Below are 20,497 nucleotides of genomic sequence, written 5' to 3'. Positions count from 1 at the left end.
CAATATTTTCGTACTTATCAGTTGTCTGACAACCTTAATCTTCAGCATTATATCATAAAGTATAGCGTTTTCATATTTTAACTTCTCCAGCAAACAAAAAAGCATGCAAACAAAACTGTTTGCATGCTTTTCGATTATGCGCTTGCTGATTCTTTCGGAGATGCATCTTCTAGAACACGAACAAATTGCGCTTCATTATAAGGATAACCAGCTTTCGTGATTTTTACCTTAATCAATTTACCGATTAATTCTTCAGACCCTTCAAAGACAACTTTTAAGTAATTATCTGTGTAACCTACATATAATCCTTCACGATCAGCTTCTTTAAATGGCTCTTCTGGAATAATTTCAAGAACTTCACCTTCAAACTGAGATGCATATTCTTTCGCTAATTGATCAGATAATGCAATCAAGCGGTGTACGCGCTCGTTCTTGATTTCTTCTGGCACTTGATCATCCATGCGCGCTGCTGGTGTTCCCGTACGTTTTGAATACGGGAATACATGGAGTTCAGAGAAATGATTATTTTTAATGAAATTGAACGTTTCCATAAATTCTTCTTCTGTTTCACCAGGGAAACCAACGATAACATCAGATGTAATTGCTAGTCCTGGCAACGCTTCTTTTAAGCGATCTAAACGCTCTTGGAAAAACTCCATCGTATATTTACGGCGCATACGCTTCAATACTGTATTAGATCCAGATTGAAGTGGAATGTGCAGATGACGTACAACAACTTTAGAGTCGCGCAGTACTTCAATCACTTCATCAGTAATTTGACTTGCTTCAATGGAAGAAATACGAAGGCGTTTTAAACCTGTTACTTGCGCTTCCATATCGCGAAGTAATCCTGCTAAATTATAATCTTTCATGTCTTCACCGTATCCACCTGTATGAATACCTGTTAAGACGATTTCTTTATAGCCAGCATCTACTAATTGCTGCGCTTGACGAATAACTTCTTTCCCATCACGAGAACGCATTAAACCACGAGCCCACGGAATGATACAGAACGTACAGAAGTTGTTACATCCTTCTTGAATTTTCAAAGATGCACGTGTACGATCTGTAAAGTACGGTACGTCTAATTCTTCATATACACGTGTTTTCATAATGTTACGTACAGCATTAATTGGCTGACGTTCATTACGATATTCTTCAATATAGCCAAGCATTTTCTCACGGTCTTGCGTTCCGACAACAATATCCACACCTGGAATTGCCATAATTTCTGCTGGAGATGTTTGTGCATAACATCCCGTTACACAAATTACCGCATCAGGATTTTGACGAACGGCACGACGAATGACTTGACGACTTTTTTTATCCCCTGTATTTGTTACAGTACATGTATTAATTACATATACATCAGCTGTTTTCTCAAATTCAGTTCGCTCATAACCACCTTGTTTAAACAGTTGCCAAATCGCTTCTGTCTCGTAGTGGTTTACTTTACAACCTAACGTATGAAACGCAACAGTTGCCATATATATTCACCCCATTAATTCAAAATGATAAGACGCGGCACTTAGCGCATATAAAGGCGCTGTTTCTGTCCGCAATATTCTTGGTCCTAAACTGCAAGGTACAAAAGCATGCTCAGATAGAGAAGATACTTCCCCTTCTGTTAAACCACCTTCTGGCCCAAATACAATGAGTACCTTTTGTCCAGGCTCTAACTTCATTAAAGCCTTAGCAAAGTTTGATTTTTCACCTTGCTTTGCTTCTTCTTCATATGCAACAAGACAACTATCATAGCCTTTGCTCATCGCAAGAAGCTCTTTAAAAGAAACAGGTGCATACACAGTAGGAATCTCACTGCGATGAGACTGCTCGGCTGCCTCTTTTACGATTTTATTAAAACGCTCTACTTTTTTTCCAGCTTTTTTCGCATCCCATTTTACAATAGATCGAGATGCCTCAAACGGTAAAAAGGCGGCTGCTCCAAGCTCAGTTCCTTTTTGTAAAATCAACTCAAGCTTATCTCCTTTAGGCAGTCCGCTAGCAATTGTCACAAATATAGGTAGTTCACTTGACATCTCTACCCATTCTACAATAGTTGCATTTATAAATTCATTGGTAATTTCAGCAATTGTACAAATTGCTGTTCTCCCATTTGTGCAACAATAAATGTGATCACCAGGCGTCATACGCATCACTCTTCCGATGTGATGCACATCATCTCCTACAATACGAATTGTTGTTTCATTTATATTTTGTTCTTCTACAAAATAACGCTGCATCATATCACCTTAGTAAGGTTTAGCTCTTTTCGTAAACAAATGCTTACGAAAAGAGCTAAACAGTTTGATTTGGATTGAACAAACGGCAAGTCCCTCACTACTGTCAGCGAGAGACTTTTCGTTTACATTCCCCCGTACAAACGGGCAATAAAACTCCGAAATAGGGAAAATTCTAACTTACCCTTTACGCGCAATAATTGCTACCCAATCTTCCATCGTTAACACTTCTTCTACTGTAAAACCTGCATTTACTAACGCTTCTGTTACAATTTTCTCTTTCGCAGCAATAATACCAGATGTAATGAATAATCCACCTTGCTTAACAACTTTTGCTGCATCTTCTGGGAATAATAAAATAATTTCCGCTAGTAAATTTGCGACAATTAAATCAACAGGGCCTTCAATTCCTTCTAGTAAACTGTTTCGTTCAACAGTTACAACATTCTCTGTATGATTTAATCGAACGTTCATCTCAGCACTCTCTACTGCAACTGGATCTAAATCGTATGCTTGAATAGACGCAGCACCTAGTTTGGCAGCAGCAATACTTAACACACCAGAGCCTGTTCCAACGTCAATAACAGTATCACCAGGTTGTACTGTTTTTTCTAAAGCACGAATACACATCGTTGTTGTTGGATGCGTTCCTGTACCAAATGCCATCCCTGGATCTAACTCAATAATTTTTTCTTCTGGTGAAGAAGGTGTATACTCTTCCCATGTTGGCACAATTGTAAATGTATCAGAAATTTTCACTGGATGGTAATACTTTTTCCAAGCAGTTGCCCAATCCTCTTCATCTACCTCATTAACAGATACAGTTGCTGCTCCAATCTGAATTCCATAAGAAGGCAACAGATCAATGGATGATTTTACACTTGTAACTGTTTCCTGCAAAGTATCATTCTTTGGGAAATACGCTTTTACAAGTACACCTTCTGTTGGATATTCAGCTGGATTTAACGCATAAATCTCACCAAATTGTTGTTCACGCTCTTTCGTTAATTCAGCAGGGTCTTCAATCGCAACACCGCTTGCTCCTGCTTCATGTAAAATATGCGAGATTGCTTCTACAGCTTCCTCTGTTGTATGAATACTAATTTCTGACCATTTCACAATTTACCAACTCCATTTTTTATTTCCATTATTCCCCTTTAAAAGCTCGCTTAAGCTTTTTAAATAGGCTATCATCATGGTCTTCTTGACCTGCAAATTCTCTCAGCAATTCTTTTTGGTGTGATGTTAATTTTGTTGGTGTAACAACACGAACAACAACATATTGATCACCTTGCCCATATCCGCGTACATTTGGAGCGCCTTTTCCTTTTAAACGGAATTCTGTTCCCGTTTGTGTTCCTGCTGGAATTTTTAATTTTACTTTTCCATGCACAGTCGGAACTTCCACTTCATCTCCAAGTGCTGCTTGTGCAAATGTTAATGGCATTTCACAAATAATATCATCACCTTCGCGATGGAAGAATTCATGCTCTTGTACACGAACTACTACATACAGGTCTCCTGCTGGGCCGCCGTTTATACCAGCTTCCCCTTTACCAGATACGCGAATTTGTTGACCATTATCAATACCAGCTGGAATTTTAACGTTAATTTTTTTACGTTTACGTACTTTTCCAGATCCATGACATGTTGTACATTTGTCTTTAATTATTTGACCTGTTCCAGAGCACTGTCTACAAGCTTGACGATTTACAATACGACCAAATGGTGTGTTTTGCTCCACGCTAATTTGACCTGTTCCAGAACAATGTTTACATGTTTCTTTCGAAGTTCCAGGCTTCGCTCCGCTACCGTTACATGTATCACAAGGATCTTCAGTTGGAATTTCAATATCCATTTCCTTACCAGAAATTGCTTCTTCAAAATTTAAAGAAACTTGATATTGAAGATCTGCACCTTGACGCGGCGCATTTGGATCACGGCGTCTGCCGCCTCCGCCACCAAAGAATGAACTGAAGATGTCTTCAAAACCGAACCCTCCACCGAAGTCGCCTCCGCCAAAACCACCAAATCCTTGATTTGGATCAGCATGACCAAATTGATCGTACTGTGCACGTTTTGAATCATCACTTAATACTTCGTATGCTTCTTGCACTTCTTTAAATTTTTCAATTGCATTTTCTTCTGTACTTACATCTGGATGATACTTTTTCGCCAAACGACGGTATGCTTTTTTAATCTCGTCTTTTGAAGCGCCTTTGCTAACGCCAAGTACTTCATAGTAATCTCGTTTACTCATAAGTTTGCAACCCCCGAATCCTTTCACATAAACGTAATTTTAACATCGAAAGAAAGTGCTTTGCAACACTGTTTCCTCACTTACAGTATGCAAGAAGAAAAACATTGGACTCTCACACAAAAAACTCCGTGTGCACCCAGTCTTTTCTTCACTCGTGAAAAAAGTCAAAGCCAAGGCACGCTTGACTTTGACTTTTTGTCATCTTACTTATCTTATTACTTATCTTCTTTTACTTCTTCAAACTCAGCATCGACTACATTGTCGTTTTTCGCGCCTGCGTTGCCTTGTGCGCCTTCTTCTTGCTGTGATCCTGCAGCAGCTTGAGCTTGCTCATATAATTTTACAGTTAATTGTTGTACGATTTCTTGAAGTGCATCTTTTTTCGCACGGATTTCATCAAGGTCGTTTTTCTCGATTGCCGCTTGTAATGCATCTTTCGCTTCTGTCGCTTTCGCTACTTCAGCTGCATCTACTTTACCTTCTAAATCTTTTACAACTTTATCTGTTTGGAATACAAGTTGGTCAGCTTCGTTACGAAGTTCAACTTCTTCTTTACGTTTTTGGTCAGCATCAGCATTTGCTTCTGCTTCTTTTACCATACGATCTACTTCTTCATCAGAAAGACCTGAAGAAGATTGGATTGTAATTGCTTGTTCTTTACTTGTTCCTAAATCTTTCGCACGTACGTTTACAATACCGTTCGCATCAATATCGAATGTTACTTCGATTTGCGGAATGCCGCGTGGTGCTGGTGGAATGTCTGTTAATTGGAAACGACCTAACGTTTTGTTATCCGCTGCCATTGGACGTTCACCTTGTAGTACGTGAATATCTACTGCTGGTTGGTTATCAGCAGCCGTTGAGAACACTTGTGATTTACTTGTTGGGATTGTTGTGTTACGCTCGATTAATTTTGTGAACACGCCGCCCATTGTTTCGATACCTAAAGAAAGCGGAGTTACGTCTAATAATAGAACGCCTTTTACATCACCAGTAAGTACACCACCCTGTACTGCAGCACCTAATGCTACAACTTCATCAGGGTTTACACCTTTATATGGTTCTTTACCAGTTTCACGCTTAATAGCTTCTTGTACAGCCGGGATACGAGTAGAACCACCTACAAGAATTACTTTATCTAGTTCGCTTGGAGAAAGACCAGCGTCTTTTAACGCACGACGAGTTGGCTCCAATGTTCTTTCAACAAGGTTCGCTGATAGCTCTTCAAATTTCGCTCTTGTTAACGTTAACTCTAAGTGCAATGGACCTGCAGGACCTGCACTAATGAATGGTAATGAAATTTGTGTTTGCGTTACACCAGAAAGATCTTTCTTCGCTTTTTCAGCTGCATCTTTCAAACGTTGAAGTGCCATTTTATCTTGGCTTAAATCAATGTTATTTTCTTTTTTAAATTCAGCTACTAAATGATCAATGATTACTTGGTCAAAGTCGTCACCACCAAGACGGTTGTCACCAGCAGTTGAAATAACTTCAAATGTTCCATCTGCTAATTCAAGGATAGATACGTCGAATGTACCGCCACCTAAATCATACACTAAGATTTTTTGTTCTTCGTCTTGTTTTTCTAAACCGTAAGCAAGTGCTGCTGCTGTTGGCTCATTAATAATACGTTCTACTTCTAAACCAGCAATGCGGCCTGCATCTTTTGTTGCTTGACGCTCTGCATCGTTGAAGTATGCTGGTACAGTAATAACAGCTTTTGTTACAGGCTCACCTAAATATGCCTCTGCAGACGCTTTTAAGTTTTGTAAAATAATCGCAGAAATTTCTTGAGGTGTATATTCTTTACCTTCTACTTCTACTTTGTAATCTGTACCCATATGACGTTTAATAGAGATAATTGTATTTGGGTTCGTAATTGCTTGACGCTTTGCTACTTCCCCAACTTGACGCTCTTCGTTTTTGAAAGCTACAACAGAAGGAGTTGTACGGTTACCTTCTGGATTTGGAATAACCTTTGGTTCCCCGCCTTCCATAACAGCTACACAAGAGTTTGTTGTACCTAAGTCAATACCGATGATTTTACTCATGACGAAACCTCCTATATTTATGTAATTATTGATTTACTTTTACCATTGATGGTCGAATCACGCGATCTTTTAGCTTGTAACCTTTTTGGAATTCTTCTACAACCGCGTTTGATTCAAACTCACTGTCTTCTACTTGCATAACAGCTTGATGTTCATGCGGATCAAACTGCTTTCCAACAGCTTCAATTGCTTCAACACCTTCTTTTGTCAGCGCTTCTAACAATTGACGATACACCATTTCCATCCCTTGTAATAAGGATTTCATTTGCTCATCATTTGCTTCTACCTGCATTGCTCTTTCAAAATTATCAAGAGCTGGCAAAATATCTGATACAAGACTTTGTGATCTATATTTTTCAGCCGCTTGCTTATCTAGTTGAACGCGGCGCTTATAGTTTTCAAAATCAGCTTGTAGACGAAGCATGCGACCTTCCGTTTCCGTCAATTTCGCTTGTAATCCATCTACTTTTTCTTGCAAAAGAGCAGCTTCGCTTTTTTCTTCTACTACAGTTTCTTCGCTATTTTCTGATGCCACAGCTTCTTCTGTTTGTGCTTCTTTTACTTCTTCTACCACTTGTTCATTACGCTCTTCCACAACTTTCACCTCCTTAAAAAGACCGGGCCAACACAACTCAGCACTAACCCAGCTATCTAATTTGTATCCAACTACTCATCAGCAGCGGGGATATCCCCGCCACAAATGGAAGTTTTTTATTATTTCGGTTTATATAAACCGTTCAGTCCATCTGTAAATTGCTTTGTAAACAATTGCAACAAACTAATGACACGAGAATATTGCATTCTCGTCGGTCCTAAAATCGCAATTGTTCCAAGCTGCTCATCCCCAATCGAGTATGTCGCAGAAATTAAGCTACAATCTTCCATGGCAGCAGAAGAGTTTTCACGTCCAATCTTCACTTGAATACCAATTTGTTTACTCTGCAAGATGTCATAAAACGCATCTTCATTTTCAATCATAGTGAATAATGATCGAACCTTCTGAATGTCATGGAATTCTGGCTGAGCAAGCATATTTGCTTTTCCACCAAAATATATTTTTTCGGATAACGGAAATTGGAATGTACCGTCTAACATTTTCATGACACTATCATAATTATGAACGTACTGACGCAAAACCATTACAATTTCTTTAAAGATTTTATTGTGAAGCTCTGACATCGGTACACCTGATAACTTGTCATTCAAAATGTTAACCATCTTTTCTAAATCTAATAAATCAACAGATTCCGGAACAGTGATGGTCTTACTTTGCACATGTCCTGTGTCAGTTACAATAATCGCGACCGCTGTTTTACGATCAAGCGGAAGGATTTGTACATTTTTCAGCTTATTCGCACTCACTTTTGGCCCAAGAACAATCGCCGTATAACTCGTGAGTTCTGATAAAATTTGTGCGGATTGCTGTGCAAGCTTTTCCGCTTCAAAAACTCTTTCAGCAAACAAGTCTTTAATTTGTACAACATCTTCACTTGGCAAAAGCTGCGGTGAAAGAAGATGATCTACATAAAAGCGATATCCTTTTTCAGAAGGAACGCGCCCTGAAGAACTATGTGTCTTTTCAATAAACCCAAGCTCCTCCAAATCAGCCATTTCATTTCGAATTGTCGCTGAACTAAATGTAATTTCTTCTTTTTTAGATAAAGTTCTTGATCCAACAGGTTGTGCAGATCCAATAAAATCGTCAATTATTGTCTGTAAAATTAAGAGCTGACGTTCCGTAAGCATTTCATCATCACCTCTGTTAGCACTCTTAGGTTTCGAGTGCTAAATCTATTACTAACTTACCAAAATTGATATTGAATTGTCAACGGAAACGTGATGAGATAAAGCGAAACTTTTAGCAGCAGTTTTTTCCACTGCTAATTAGCCCCACCAATCGGGCTCTTACAGACGGTTTCCCTCCTTGATTCACCTCTACGTACCGTCTAGCGGGATACAACGAAACTTTATACGAAATTAATCCACCAAGAATGATTGAAATACTTCATTTCCTAATAGCTTCCCTTTTCTTGTTAAACAAATATGGGTATTCGTTTCTTGAAGCAATTCATGTTCTTTATTATGAAGTAACTGCTTCGCAAAGATTTCGCTCATCTCTACACTGAATTTTTTTCTAAATTCTACTTTTGAAACACCTGCTGTTTTTCGCAGCCCTAAAAATAACTCTTCCTCCATTTTTTCTTGCCTTGTCACTTGATGAGCATCTAAATATGGCAAACCTGTCTCATCAATTTTAGCGAAATATTGTTTTAATGGACCTACATTTTGAATTCGTTCGCCGTTTACGTAACTATGAGCCCCAGCTCCAAAACCATAATATTCTTCATTATTCCAGTATGTTAGATTATGTTTACTTTCATAGCCTTCTTTCGAAAAATTACTAATTTCATACTGTTTATAACCATGCTTCTCCATTTCATCCATCACAATTTCATACATTCTTGCTTCATGATCTTCTCCTGGAAGTCTCAGTTTTCCTTTATTCATTAAATTATAAAAAACCGTTTTCGGCTCGACAATTAAAGAATACGCAGAGAAATGTTGAACCCCAAGTGTAAAAGCAATATCTAGCGTTTCTCTTACATCCTCTATCGTTTGCGTTGGCAATGCATAAATTAAATCAACATTAATATTTGTAAAACCAACTTCCTGCGCCTCACGAATCGCTACGAATGCATCTTCTCTCGTATGTTTGCGCCCAATTTTTTGCAATAATTCATCTCGAAATGTTTGAACACCAAAACTAATCCGGTTTACACCACCTTCTAGTAGAAGATTCAATTTCTCTTTAGGTAAATCTCCTGGATTGGCTTCAAAAGTTAGTTCACAATTTGGTGCAAACGGACGTAAACGACGATTAATAATATCTAGCAAATACTCTGTTTGTTCCATATTTAGTGCTGTTGGTGTTCCTCCACCAACAAAAATCGTTTTCATTTGTTCAAAAGGCGTTTTTTTGATTGTATTCACAATTTCTTTCTCTAAATATTGTAAGTATTGTTCAACTGGCTGACGCTCAATAAATACTTTATTAAAATCACAATAGTGACAAATGTGCTGACAAAACGGAATATGAATATACGCAGCTTGTATCAAAGTCTGTTCCTACCTTTCTAAAAAGAAAACCCCCGCACTCCGGAGGTTTATTTACTTCTGTAACCCTATACGAATTCGGCCCATTCGCATTTCCCCCAATCATACATCATTTCAACGATTGGTAAAAGCGGCATACCGAGTTTCGTCATAAAGTATTCTACACGCGGAGGTACCTCTGGGTATACAGTTCGATTAATGATTCCATCTTCAATCAATTCTTTTAATTGATTAGACAAGACTTCATGAGAAATATTAGGAAATAGACGCTGAAATTCACTGAAACGATGCAGACCTTCTACTTTCCACTAATGATAGAAAGTGGAAGGTCCTTTTCACAATTTAAATCACCGTTTTGTATTTTTCTTGAACTTCTTTTCGGATGTTCTCAGACAAGACAATCTCCTAACTTTTAATCAATGGGTACTATTTGGTTACTCTTCACCAAATAGCACATCCTTTTCCAAACAATTTTTGCTTTTTACAATAAAAAGCATCACCACTATTGTAAAGGACAGATACAAAGATGTCTAAATATTAACCGAATCGTTACAGACTACCATTTCTGATTTCTTAAAGAAAAAGAAGCCGTACAAACGGCTTCTTTTTGTTATTAGTTATCATCCATTTTCAATACAGCCATGAATGCTTCTTGCGGTACTTCTACAGAACCAACGGACTTCATACGCTTCTTACCTTCTTTTTGTTTTTCAAGAAGTTTACGTTTACGAGAAATGTCACCGCCGTAACATTTTGCTAATACGTTTTTACGCATCGCTTTAATTGTAGAACGCGCCACAACTTTATTTCCGATTGTTGCTTGTATAGGCACTTCAAACTGCTGTCTTGGAATTAACTCTTTTAACTTTTCTACAATTACTTTTCCACGGTCATATGCTGAGTCACGATGCACAATGAAAGATAGCGCATCGACTTGCTCACCATTCAATAAAATATCCATCTTCACAAGCTTAGACGGTTTATAACCAATTAGCTCGTAATCAAAGGATGCATATCCTTTCGTATTCGACTTCAATTGATCGAAGAAATCATATACGATTTCAGAAAGCGGAATTTCATATGTCAAAGTAACGCGCGTTTCATCTAAATATTGCATATCAATAAACGTACCACGTTTCCCTTGGCAAATTTCCATAACTGCCCCAACATAATCGTTTGGAACCATAATAGATGCTTTTACATACGGCTCTTCCACACGATCAAGAGATTGCGGATCCGGCATGTTAGATGGATTATCAACTGTCATGTCCTCACCGTTTGTTAAATATACTTTATAAATAACACTTGGTGCTGTTGTAATTAAATCAATTTTAAATTCACGTTCAATACGTTCTTGAATGATTTCCATATGAAGTAAGCCTAAGAAACCACAACGGAAACCAAATCCAAGTGCTTGAGACGTTTCTGGTTCAAATTCAAGAGCAGAGTCATTTAATTCTAGCTTTTCTAATGCATCACGTAAATCATTATAACGCGCAGAATCAATTGGATATAAACCACAGAATACCATTGGATTTAACTTACGATACCCTGGTAAAGGTTCTGCCGCTGGACGTTTTGCATGTGTAATCGTATCACCTACACGCGTATCACCAACATTTTTAATTGATGCCGCTAAAAAGCCTACATCACCTACTGTTAATTCTTCACGCTGCGTTGTTTTCGGTGTGAACACACCTACTTCTGTTACTTCAAACTCTTTACCTGTTGCCATCATACGTACTTTATCGCCAACTTTTACTGTACCGTTTACAACACGAATATAAGCAATTACACCGCGGTACGGATCATATAAAGAGTCGAAAATCATACATTGTAATGGTTCTTCCGAATCACCTGCTGGAGCTGGCACTTTTTCAACGATTTGTTCTAAAATCTCTTCAATACCAATCCCCGCTTTTGCAGAAGCAAGCACAGCTTCTGATGCGTCTAAGCCAATTACATCCTCTACCTCTTGACGAACGCGCTCTGGATCAGCGCTCGGCAAGTCAATTTTATTAATAACCGGCAAAATTTCTAAATTATTATCTAGTGCTAAATATACGTTTGCTAATGTTTGCGCCTCAATCCCTTGCGCTGCGTCAACAACAAGTATCGCACCTTCACAAGCCGCTAAACTACGAGATACTTCATACGTAAAATCGACATGCCCTGGTGTATCAATTAAGTGGAGAATATATTCTTCTCCATCTTTCGCTTTATACGTTAATTGTACTGCATTTAATTTAATTGTAATTCCGCGCTCACGCTCTAAATCCATAGAGTCAAGTAACTGTGCTTTCATTTCGCGTTGTGCTAACGCATTTGTTTTCTCTAAAATGCGGTCTGCCAACGTTGACTTTCCGTGGTCAATGTGAGCAATAATGGAAAAGTTACGAATTTTAGACTGCCTTTTTGCTCTTTCTTCTTTATTCATCTATTTTCTCACTCCTACTAATCTCGCCAATATACACTAGCACTGATTATATCAATACAAGGGAAAAGATTCAATGAAAACTGGTGCAGCGTTATAAGCAAGTGCTCTTACTTTTATCATATGCAATCCGTAAACAATAGACAAACCTTTTCTATCATGAAGAAAAGCTACCCTACTCTTAAGTAAGATAGCTGCTTCTTTACGTTCCAAATTAACGAAATATACGTTTCATTTTATCTACAACGGTATATGTTACGTTGCGAACTACATTTTGTACAAATAAAGTCAATCCTCTTCCCATGGTCTCTAGCATATTAAAACTTTTTAATTCCTCTAGCTGTTTTTGTTTTTCCTCAATGGAAAATGTTTCTCCAAGAATTGTTCTTTCTACATCCCCGTGGTCTGTTCCTGTTATATGAGCAATTTGCTCATATGTTGGATTATTATAACCTTTCATCTGTTTTAAACCGCTATTAGCAACTTGCATACCCGCTAACGTTATAAGAAATAAACTGATAACGAGAAGAATACATTTGCGTGTAAACTGCCCCAATTCTTATTACTCCTTTTACAATCAATGCGTATATGCCCCTGTATTATCCTGATCAATTTGATGATGAAGCGCTGCATTCAAACCACTCGCAATGAGATTGGCCATATCTTCAATAAACGCATCAACTTCTTTTGGTGTGACCATTAAATTATGTCCGAGCGGCGCTAACACTTCATAAATTAACTTTCTCTTCTCTTCTTCCTCGAGCGTACCAACAGCCCCTAGAAACATATTGCGGCTTTTTTCGTCCGGCATATCTTCTTCTGTCAATTTTTTCTTCTCACCAAATGTAAAGCCGGCCGGAAGTAAAGAACGGGCTGGCTTTCCGCCCTCTCGCATCTCACGCCCAAAATGTTTTAAAATGAAATCAATTGTATCACTTGTAATCGAAACCGCATCTACAACAGTCGGAACACCAATTGCAATAACTGGTATACCTAGTGTATCTTTACTTAACTCTTTTCGTTTATTCCCGACACCAGAACCAGGGTGAATACCAGTATCCGAAATTTGGATGGTACTATTTACTCGTTCAATAGACCGAGCAGCAAGTGCATCAATTGCAATCACAAAGTCTGGCTTTGTTTTTTCAATGACCCCATAAATCATATCGCTCGTTTCAATACCTGTAATGCCCATAACTCCTGGTCTAATCGCACTGACAGAACGAAAACCTTCCTCTACACTTTCCGGCTGCAACTTAAATAAATGACGTGTGACAAGTACATTCTCCACAACAATTGGACCTAATGCATCCGGCGTTACATTCCAGTTACCAAGACCAACGATTAAGCAGCTCGCTTCCTTATCTATCCCAATTTCCTCCATGAAGTAGGAGAATTCTTTCGCAAAAATATTCTCTACTTTTTGTTGTAACTCTGTGTCTTGCTGACGAATCCCTTGCACTTCTAAAGTTAAATAATTTCCTGGTTTCTTTCCCATCGCCTCAACAGCACTTTCATCAATCGTCACCTTCGTAATTGTAATACCATCTTCTTCGCGCTCTTTTACAATTACACCTTGGATAGCAGTTTTTTCTTCTTGCTGCTCTTGCAGCATTTGATGGGCTTCTAATGCAAGATCTGTTCTTATCGCATATTTACTTAAATCAAGCGGTTCACGCATACTATCTCCTCCACTACTTATAATAAATATTCATTAGAATTCCCCAAACTTTTTTTAGCCATTCTTTTCCTATATTGAAATTTCATCGATCTCACTATTGCAATTCTCTTCTCCGTTTGATAGAATATCACTTGTTCTATGTAAGTATCGAGTCACTCGATCGCACCAGGGAGGTGAAATATATGGCAAACATTAAATCTGCTATCAAACGCGCTAAACTTAGCGAAGAGCGTCGTGCACATAACGCTTCTATCAAATCTGACATGCGTACAGCTGTTAAAACTGTAGAGGCTTTAGTTAACAATAACGATCTTGAAACAGCAAAAGAAGCATACAAAGTAGCTTCTAAAAAACTTGACAAAGCAGCTCGTAAAGGTCTTATCCACCAAAACGCTGCATCTCGTCAAAAATCTCGCTTAGCGAAACAAGTAAACGCGTAAGCGTTTAAAAAAACGATCCATCTGGGTCGTTTTTTATTTTCCTAAAAAAATGTTCATGTAGTTGTCTACATGAACATTTTTCCACTATCCAATATGATTTAAACGCATTAGAAAAAATTCTAACACAAGTCGTTTATCCATTCTTCCTGTTTTCATATTATAATCTGCTTCAGCAAGCTCATGAATCACCCGCTTTAACGCTTCAAATGAGAAGAAATTTGTTTGATTCATGGCCAATTTCACGCGATACGGATGCACACCGATATGCGATGCGATTTGATTTTGCCCATAACCGCGCTGCTGAAGTTCTTTCACTTGATATAATAAACGAAACTGACCTACAAGAAGCGCAAGTAATTTAATCGGCTCTTCTTGCTGTGTAAACAATCCTTCTAAAATACGCATTGCACCTGCAATATCTTTTTTTATCACCTTTTCTGTTAAGGCAAACACATTTTGTTCAACAGACTTTGGAACAAGTTCTGCTACAAGACTTGTAGTAATCTCACCGCCTAGTCCGACGTATAATGTGAGCTTATCCATTTCTTGCGCAAGCATCGTCACATTGCTTCCAACAAGCTCTAATAGCAAACTAGCTGCCCCATCCTCTATATGAATATGCATTTCTTCTGCACGGCTTACGATCCATTTACGCACATCTTGCACTTGCATCGCATTTGCTTCTACCACATCTGCTGTTTTCTTCAAGAGCTTTGTAATTTTTTTACGCTCGTCCAATTTTTCAAACGGGGCGATAAATACAAGAATAGAAAATGGTGACGGTTCAGCAATATATTCCTCTAACACTTTTACATTTTGCTCAATTTTTGCTTTTTGAGATGTTAGAAATAACGGTGATTTCACAACGATGATTTTACGTTCCCCAAAGAAAGGAAGTGTCTTTGCATCCTCAACTACTTCTTCTATATGCGCTTCTTCTAAGTCATACGTAACAACGTTGAACTCACGATCTTCTTCAGGTAATGCTTCTGATGTCAAAAGCTGAAGCGTTTCATTTATAAAATATGCCTCTGTTCCATATAACAAATATAACGTGGAAAATTGCTTTTTCTTTATTTTTTTATGTATATCACTCATGTAACTTCCTACTCCCTAACACTTTATATACTTATAGTAATGTGGCAACCACCGTTTTACAAGTGCAAAGGAACAGGCAGCTACCCGTTCCTTGATCTATATAAAACGTTACAAAATAAACCCCGGGAATTTTATTTTGTAACGGTAATTACCTTGGTTTTATTATTTGCACCTGCCTTACCAACTATGAATGACAACTGTTAGCACACTTGGAAAAGCATTGATAAAGTGAAACTTCCATCAGCGGAGGGTGTTTTCCACTAATAGAAACCCCATCGGACTTTTACGGGCAGTATTCCCAACTCTCTCAGAATTTTGAGTTTGGAATACTGTCCACGAATAACAGGATAAATTGTAGATTTTTTTCTGACAATATTTTATACTAAAATGGAATGTTGGGAGGGATTCAAAGATGAATGAATTTGAAAAAAACGTTCAAAGTAAGCGTAATGACGCTACCGATTCAGGAGTAGGCTTTATAGTTTCATTTGGATTTTTTACCACATTATTTATCATCGCAACAGTCATTAAATTGATCGGTTCTTAAAGACTGCATGTGGCAGTCTTCTTTTTTTCTGTGTTTCATCATATGTTAACTTACTGCGAAACGTTCCCGTCTCCCCTTGAAAAACATAAGAAACTGCTCCTTGTTCATCCGTTCTCCATATTTCAATGTCGCGATCCCTTAGACGCTCTAACACTTCAGTATGCGGATGCCCATAACGATTGTTCTCTCCAACAGAAATAATGGCTGTTTTCGGCTTCACAATATCCAAAAACTGTTGTGAAGATGACGTTTTACTACCATGATGTCCAACTTTTAAAACGTCTGCATGCAGCTCTGGATACCATTGTATGAGGCGCCTCTCACCTATTTCTTCTAAATCACCTGTAAATAACCATGTCAGGCCTCCTATTTTTGTCCAAATCACAATAGATTGATCATTATCTACCTTTTCTTCTCCTCCTGGGGATAATACCGAAAACACCACCTCACCAGCCGTCCAGCTGTCTCCTTTTTCTACAACTCGAATGGGCACATTCTTTTGCACAGCAAGCTGCTTTATTTGTTGTTCAGGTAAGGAGAATTTTTTCTTCTTACCTAAAACAACCTCTTTCACAGCAATGGATTGCATTACTTCTTTAGCTGCTCCCATGTGATCCATATCTCCATGTGTCACAATTAATTTATCAATCACTCGCACACCCTCTTTTTGTAAAAATGGAATGAGAATATCATGTCCAACAGAAAATTCATGTTTTTTTCGCTGCCATTCTTCCTTCTTTACTGGAAGTGTCCCACCCGTATCAATTAAATACGTTCCTTGATTGTATGGGAGACGAATCAAAATAGCATCCCCTTGTCCAACATCAATATAAGTAATACTTCCGTTTGCGTTCACATATGGGAATCCATAATGACATATACTAAGCAGAAAAAAGCTCGATAGGAACAACGTGCGATATTTTCTCCAAATAAGCCCCTCCCATGATAAAAGGACACTTACAATACTCATGCAATATAGCGCAACAATAAATGGCGGTGTTTGTCCAAGGGTAAGACGCACAAACGGTAAAGCTTCGCACATTTGTAGCATCACATTCGAAGCATGTATACATAAAGACAATATGTGAGCCAACCACTGCGACACAATTGGGAGGAATATCATACATATAAGAAGAACAATGCACACAGGTAAAACAACTAAAGATAAAAACGGGACATAGATCATATTTAGAAGAATACTGTAAGGAGAAAAATAACCGAAGTGATAAAGTAAAATAGGCGTACTCGTTAGCTGAGAAATAACTGAAATATATATGGAGTTTTTTAACACGCCATTTTCACTAGCTAAAAGCCGTGACGAAGATAGTAAAAGGGAAAAACTTCCTACAAACGAAAACTGAAATCCAATATCAAATAGTACATACGGATCATAAAACAGCATAATCATCAACGTCATACTTAAAGCATCCATTCCTGAGACTCGGATTGCTTGCGTGAGCGCTCCTAGCACAATAACAGCTGTTATAGATGCTCGCACAACCGATGGCGAAGCCCCTGCACAAAACATATATAGCGGAATACAAACGATCAGGAGCATCGTCGTACTTTCACGTGTCATCCTAGTTCGCAGTAATATGAAATAACATATCGCAGTTAACAGAACAATATGCGATCCTGATATTGCCAACAAATGCACAAGTCCAAATTGTTGATACTGTTCCTCCACCTCAAACGTCATATATTGGCGATCACCAAACAATAAAGCATTCATAAAGGCCGCTGACTGTCCGGAAAAAGTCTCTCCTATATAAGAAACAGCTGCTTGTCGCATCGAAAATAACCAATGAACAAACGAAATATCTTTTTGTACACAATTAGAGATTGATTCTGTCTCAAAAAGAGCATGAATATGCTGTTTATATAAATAATCCTTATAATTAAACGCATAAAAATTTCGAGGAAGTGGCGGCTCTTTCAAAGCACCAGTAAACGTACACACCATACCAGGGTGCAATTGCTTCAATTCTTCTTTTAATTTACGAGACGGAATTTTGTAAAACAACTGAACTGTTTCATTACTTTCCATTCCTAACTGAAAAGAAAGGCGATCTCCATTTATAAGCGGAGTACTTTGAATCGTACCTGTTATGTCTGTCTTACGAAAAGAGAGCATAGAATTATTTTGTTTGTCTACGTAGATTGCGTATACATACGTAAGACCAAATACGAGGACAATCAAGGAGAATATCGGAAGAGAGGTACGAGAAAAACAAACGAAGCAATAGCAACCGAATATAAGAAAAGGAACGATAGAAAAAGAGGAGTAAGCTGTTGCAATCCCAAAGATAACTGAGATTGCAACGTAGCTCCATTGCCCACGCAACACGTACTCACCTCACGGTTTATACCATATTTTTTGCCTGCAATAATACTTGTTGCAACTGTTCTAATGTCATTTCATCTGTTTCTAACGAAGACAAAACCTGTTTTAGCTCCTGCATTTTCTGTTGTTCTTCTAATGTTGTTACGTCAAATGCAAGAGGAACATGTTTTACTCTAACATTTGCTTGCTCAAATAACTCAAGTGCATACGGATGATTTTTATAATCTTGCGCATAGTACACTGCTGTAATACCACTTTGAATAATTGCTTTACAGCAATGTAAACACGGAAAATGCGTAACATAAATTTCCGCTCCATCTGTTTTCGCACCAAATTTCGCACATTGCAGTAGTGCATTCATTTCCGCATGAATTGTGCGCACACAATGATTATCAATCACATAACACCCTTCATCTATACAATGCACACCGCCGGCAATCGAGCCATTATAACCACCAGCAATAATGCGTTTATCCCGTACAATTGTCGCTCCAACTGCAAGCCTTGTACACGTACTGCGCAGTGATAACAAATGACTTTGTGTCATAAAATATTGATCCCAAGAAACTCGTTCCATTATCTTCACCTACTTTTTAATCTTCTTACTAGTGTAGCGAAAGAAGAAAAAAGTCGTCAATCATTTATGGAACAATTATTTCATCTTTTATTTTTTCTAGCGACTTTTCTCCAATCCCATCAACTTCTAATAAATCTTCTACTTTTTGAAACGGTCCATGCTGCTCACGATATTTCATAATATTTTCCGCTTTCCTAGGACCAATTCCGGATATTTTTTCAAGTTGTTCCTTTGTTGCTGTATTAATTTGTATTTTTCCTTCTTGCAAGGATGATCCATTTACAGAAACTGTTTGTTCTCCTTTTTTTGGCACATAAATCATCATTTGATCTTGTACAATCTGAGCCAAGTTTACCTTCGTCACATCTGCTTCTGGCAAAAATCCTCCTGCTTTTTCAACAGCATCTTTCACCCGCGCTCCGCTTTGTAATTCATACACCCCTTCATGATGTACAGCTCCTTTAACATCAACGATAGTCGCTTTTGATTGCGGTTTAGAATCTGTTACTTTTGTTTTCTCTTTCCTTTCTTCCACCTTAGAATTCGCTTCCACTTTCACTGCGGGCTGTTCTTGCCCATTTTTTGTTTGCCATACAAATAAAATACCGACAACACCAATTGCCGCAAATAAAACGAGCCACTTTCTAGGCAAATTCATCATCATTTTGCACCTCTAATTCATAAATTCAAAATAAACTTCATATTGTTTAGGAGAAAGATGTTACGAAGGAGGGGATGAAACATTGAACATAGGAATAATAGGAACAGGGAATATGGGGAATATACTCATTGATGCATGTATCGAAGCCCGGGCTGTCAAACCTTCGTGTCTTACTATCATTAATCGTACTTTCGCAAAAGCATATCATATAAAAGAGAAGTATCCTTCTATTCATATAGCAAAAACAATTCAAGAAGTAATTGAACGCTCTGAGCTGATTTTTATTTGCGTAAAACCATTAGATATATATCCTATTTTGACAAATCATGCTCCTATTCTTACAAATGACAAATGCCTAGTTTCGATTACAAGCCCCATATCTACCGTACAATTAGAAACAATCGTATCCTGCCATGTTGCTCGTATTATCCCGAGTATTACAAATCGCGCATTAGCTGGTGTCTCCCTATGTACATTCGGAAAAAACTGCTCAGAAGAATGGCAAACGCATGTATTAAACTTGTTTCAAAAAATATCTAAACCTATTACTATTGAAGAAAATATTACAAGAGTGGCATCCGATATCGTAAGCTGCGGCCCTGCATTTTTCAGCTATTTGTTACAGCGCTTTATTGATGCTTCTGTAGAAGAAACAAACATTACGCGTGAAGAGGCTACTATTTTAACGAGCGAAATGATTATCGGGATGGGAAAACTGTTAGAAAAACAAATTTTCACCTTGCCGACTTTGCAGGAGAAAGTGTGTGTAAAAGGTGGTATAACAGGAGAAGGGATTCGCGTTTTAGAAGAACATGTTGGAGATATGTTTAACAAGATGTTAAAACGAACACATGAGAAGTATGAAGAGGATGTTGAGCATGTGGAACAACAATTTAAAAAGCATTAATATATCTCTTACGACAAAAACTACTATATTCCTTCATAAATACTTTATTTTTTTGCTGTCTACCTTTATCACGCTATTCGCGGGTAGTAAGCCCCCCACTGATGGAAGTTTCACTTTATAAGTAAAAAAGCAACCATTCATAC

18 protein-coding genes and 1 pseudogene are annotated in these 20,497 nt (G+C 38.0%); 3 read left to right on the top strand and 16 right to left on the bottom strand.

Features of this window, described 5'->3' with window-relative positions; translation table 11 throughout:
- Positions 1–134: 134 nt before the first annotated feature.
- From mtaB to gpr, 12 genes and pseudogenes are all read right to left on the bottom strand, one after another.
- Positions 135–1,487: a tRNA (N(6)-L-threonylcarbamoyladenosine(37)-C(2))-methylthiotransferase MtaB gene (gene mtaB, locus AB1279_RS06115; RefSeq protein ID WP_429753828.1), complete on the bottom strand. Its 1,353-nt coding sequence runs from the start codon at positions 1,485–1,487 to the stop codon at positions 135–137.
- A 6-nt stretch (positions 1,488–1,493) separates the two neighbouring features.
- Complete coding sequence (locus tag AB1279_RS06110; RefSeq protein WP_429761307.1) at positions 1,494–2,243, bottom strand: 16S rRNA (uracil(1498)-N(3))-methyltransferase; 750 nt, start codon at positions 2,241–2,243, stop codon at positions 1,494–1,496.
- A gap of 177 nt (positions 2,244–2,420) precedes the next feature.
- Entirely contained in the window at positions 2,421–3,359 is a 939-nt protein-coding gene (gene prmA / locus AB1279_RS06105) for a 50S ribosomal protein L11 methyltransferase (protein ID WP_429758173.1), read from the bottom strand.
- A gap of 28 nt (positions 3,360–3,387) precedes the next feature.
- Positions 3,388–4,500, bottom strand: coding sequence for a molecular chaperone DnaJ (dnaJ, locus tag AB1279_RS06100; RefSeq protein WP_429753825.1), 1,113 nt, complete (start codon positions 4,498–4,500; stop codon positions 3,388–3,390).
- Between the two features lie 215 nt (positions 4,501–4,715).
- The gene (gene dnaK, locus AB1279_RS06095) at positions 4,716–6,551 is read right to left on the bottom strand and encodes a chaperone protein DnaK (RefSeq protein WP_429758172.1); all 1,836 of its coding nucleotides are present in this window, start codon (positions 6,549–6,551) and stop codon (positions 4,716–4,718) included.
- Positions 6,552–6,576: 25 nt separating this feature from the next.
- A complete protein-coding gene (gene grpE / locus AB1279_RS06090; protein WP_429753823.1) occupies positions 6,577–7,146 on the bottom strand; it encodes a nucleotide exchange factor GrpE in 570 nt (189 codons plus the stop codon).
- A 119-nt stretch (positions 7,147–7,265) separates the two neighbouring features.
- Positions 7,266–8,297 carry a heat-inducible transcriptional repressor HrcA gene (gene hrcA, locus AB1279_RS06085; protein ID WP_429753822.1) on the bottom strand — a complete coding sequence of 344 codons (1,032 nt, stop codon included), beginning with the start codon at positions 8,295–8,297 and terminating at the stop codon, positions 7,266–7,268.
- A 231-nt stretch (positions 8,298–8,528) separates the two neighbouring features.
- Positions 8,529–9,668, bottom strand: a complete 1,140-nt coding sequence (gene hemW / locus AB1279_RS06080; RefSeq protein WP_429758171.1) for a radical SAM family heme chaperone HemW — start codon at positions 9,666–9,668, stop codon at positions 8,529–8,531.
- Positions 9,669–9,719: 51 nt separating this feature from the next.
- Positions 9,720–10,061, bottom strand: a pseudogene (locus tag AB1279_RS06075) (winged helix-turn-helix transcriptional regulator).
- A 217-nt stretch (positions 10,062–10,278) separates the two neighbouring features.
- Positions 10,279–12,102, bottom strand: a complete 1,824-nt coding sequence (gene lepA, locus AB1279_RS06070) for an elongation factor 4 (RefSeq protein ID WP_429753820.1) — start codon at positions 12,100–12,102, stop codon at positions 10,279–10,281.
- Between the two features lie 211 nt (positions 12,103–12,313).
- A complete protein-coding gene (locus AB1279_RS06065) occupies positions 12,314–12,655 on the bottom strand; it encodes a YqxA family protein (protein ID WP_429753819.1) in 342 nt (113 codons plus the stop codon).
- 21 nt (positions 12,656–12,676) lie between these two features.
- On the bottom strand, positions 12,677–13,780 hold the full coding sequence (gene gpr, locus AB1279_RS06060) for a GPR endopeptidase (RefSeq protein ID WP_429758170.1): 1,104 nt from the start codon (positions 13,778–13,780) through the stop codon (positions 12,677–12,679).
- A 182-nt stretch (positions 13,781–13,962) separates the two neighbouring features.
- On the opposite strand from gpr, the gene rpsT reads away from it, so the two are divergent.
- On the top strand, positions 13,963–14,220 hold the full coding sequence (rpsT, locus tag AB1279_RS06055; RefSeq protein ID WP_336481714.1) for a 30S ribosomal protein S20: 258 nt from the start codon (positions 13,963–13,965) through the stop codon (positions 14,218–14,220).
- Positions 14,221–14,304: 84 nt separating this feature from the next.
- On the opposite strand, the gene holA is transcribed toward rpsT, so the two are convergent.
- Positions 14,305–15,318 carry a DNA polymerase III subunit delta gene (gene holA / locus AB1279_RS06050; RefSeq protein WP_429758169.1) on the bottom strand — a complete coding sequence of 338 codons (1,014 nt, stop codon included), beginning with the start codon at positions 15,316–15,318 and terminating at the stop codon, positions 14,305–14,307.
- A gap of 412 nt (positions 15,319–15,730) precedes the next feature.
- On the opposite strand from holA, the gene AB1279_RS06045 reads away from it, so the two are divergent.
- Positions 15,731–15,865: a YqzM family protein gene (locus AB1279_RS06045; protein ID WP_429753817.1), complete on the top strand. Its 135-nt coding sequence runs from the start codon at positions 15,731–15,733 to the stop codon at positions 15,863–15,865.
- Here the strand turns inward: AB1279_RS06045 and AB1279_RS06040 are convergent.
- The 3 genes from AB1279_RS06040 to AB1279_RS06030 all read right to left on the bottom strand — a co-directional run bounded on the left by AB1279_RS06040 (position 15,846) and on the right by AB1279_RS06030 (position 19,450).
- Complete coding sequence (locus AB1279_RS06040; protein ID WP_429758168.1) at positions 15,846–18,209, bottom strand: DNA internalization-related competence protein ComEC/Rec2; 2,364 nt, start codon at positions 18,207–18,209, stop codon at positions 15,846–15,848. The genes AB1279_RS06045 and AB1279_RS06040 overlap by 20 nt on opposite strands.
- Before the next feature lie 19 nt (positions 18,210–18,228).
- Positions 18,229–18,786: a ComE operon protein 2 gene (locus AB1279_RS06035; protein WP_429758167.1), complete on the bottom strand. Its 558-nt coding sequence runs from the start codon at positions 18,784–18,786 to the stop codon at positions 18,229–18,231.
- A 64-nt stretch (positions 18,787–18,850) separates the two neighbouring features.
- Positions 18,851–19,450, bottom strand: a complete 600-nt coding sequence (locus AB1279_RS06030; RefSeq protein WP_429758166.1) for a helix-hairpin-helix domain-containing protein — start codon at positions 19,448–19,450, stop codon at positions 18,851–18,853.
- Between the two features lie 79 nt (positions 19,451–19,529).
- On the opposite strand from AB1279_RS06030, the gene comER reads away from it, so the two are divergent.
- Positions 19,530–20,354: a late competence protein ComER gene (comER, locus tag AB1279_RS06025; RefSeq protein WP_429753813.1), complete on the top strand. Its 825-nt coding sequence runs from the start codon at positions 19,530–19,532 to the stop codon at positions 20,352–20,354.
- Positions 20,355–20,497: the final 143 nt, after the last annotated feature.

It is taken from the genome of Bacillus sp. S14(2024) (assembly GCF_050473785.1).
Lineage (GTDB): Bacteria > Bacillota > Bacilli > Bacillales > Bacillaceae_G > Bacillus_A > Bacillus_A yunxiaonensis.
The sequence above is the reverse complement of the archived record's forward strand: the minus strand, read 5'-3'. Positions and strand labels throughout refer to the sequence as shown.

Bases quoted from the DNA above. Each gene is read 5' to 3' on its own strand.
- dnaK (WP_429758172.1), bottom strand. From the start codon at position 6,551: ATGAGTAAAATCATCGGTATTGACTTAGGTACAACAAACTCTTGTGTA.
- lepA (WP_429753820.1), bottom strand. From the start codon at position 12,102: ATGAATAAAGAAGAAAGAGCAAAAAGGCAGTCTAAAATTCGTAACTTT.
- AB1279_RS06030 (WP_429758166.1), bottom strand. From the start codon at position 19,450: ATGATGATGAATTTGCCTAGAAAGTGGCTCGTTTTATTTGCGGCAATT.
- AB1279_RS06045 (WP_429753817.1), top strand. From the start codon at position 15,731: ATGAATGAATTTGAAAAAAACGTTCAAAGTAAGCGTAATGACGCTACC.
- AB1279_RS06110 (WP_429761307.1), bottom strand. From the start codon at position 2,243: ATGCAGCGTTATTTTGTAGAAGAACAAAATATAAATGAAACAACAATT.
- hrcA (WP_429753822.1), bottom strand. From the start codon at position 8,297: ATGCTTACGGAACGTCAGCTCTTAATTTTACAGACAATAATTGACGAT.
- AB1279_RS06035 (WP_429758167.1), bottom strand. From the start codon at position 18,786: ATGGAACGAGTTTCTTGGGATCAATATTTTATGACACAAAGTCATTTG.
- rpsT (WP_336481714.1), top strand. From the start codon at position 13,963: ATGGCAAACATTAAATCTGCTATCAAACGCGCTAAACTTAGCGAAGAG.
- dnaJ (WP_429753825.1), bottom strand. From the start codon at position 4,500: ATGAGTAAACGAGATTACTATGAAGTACTTGGCGTTAGCAAAGGCGCT.
- mtaB (WP_429753828.1), bottom strand. From the start codon at position 1,487: ATGGCAACTGTTGCGTTTCATACGTTAGGTTGTAAAGTAAACCACTAC.
- gpr (WP_429758170.1), bottom strand. From the start codon at position 13,780: ATGCGTGAACCGCTTGATTTAAGTAAATATGCGATAAGAACAGATCTT.
- holA (WP_429758169.1), bottom strand. From the start codon at position 15,318: ATGAGTGATATACATAAAAAAATAAAGAAAAAGCAATTTTCCACGTTA.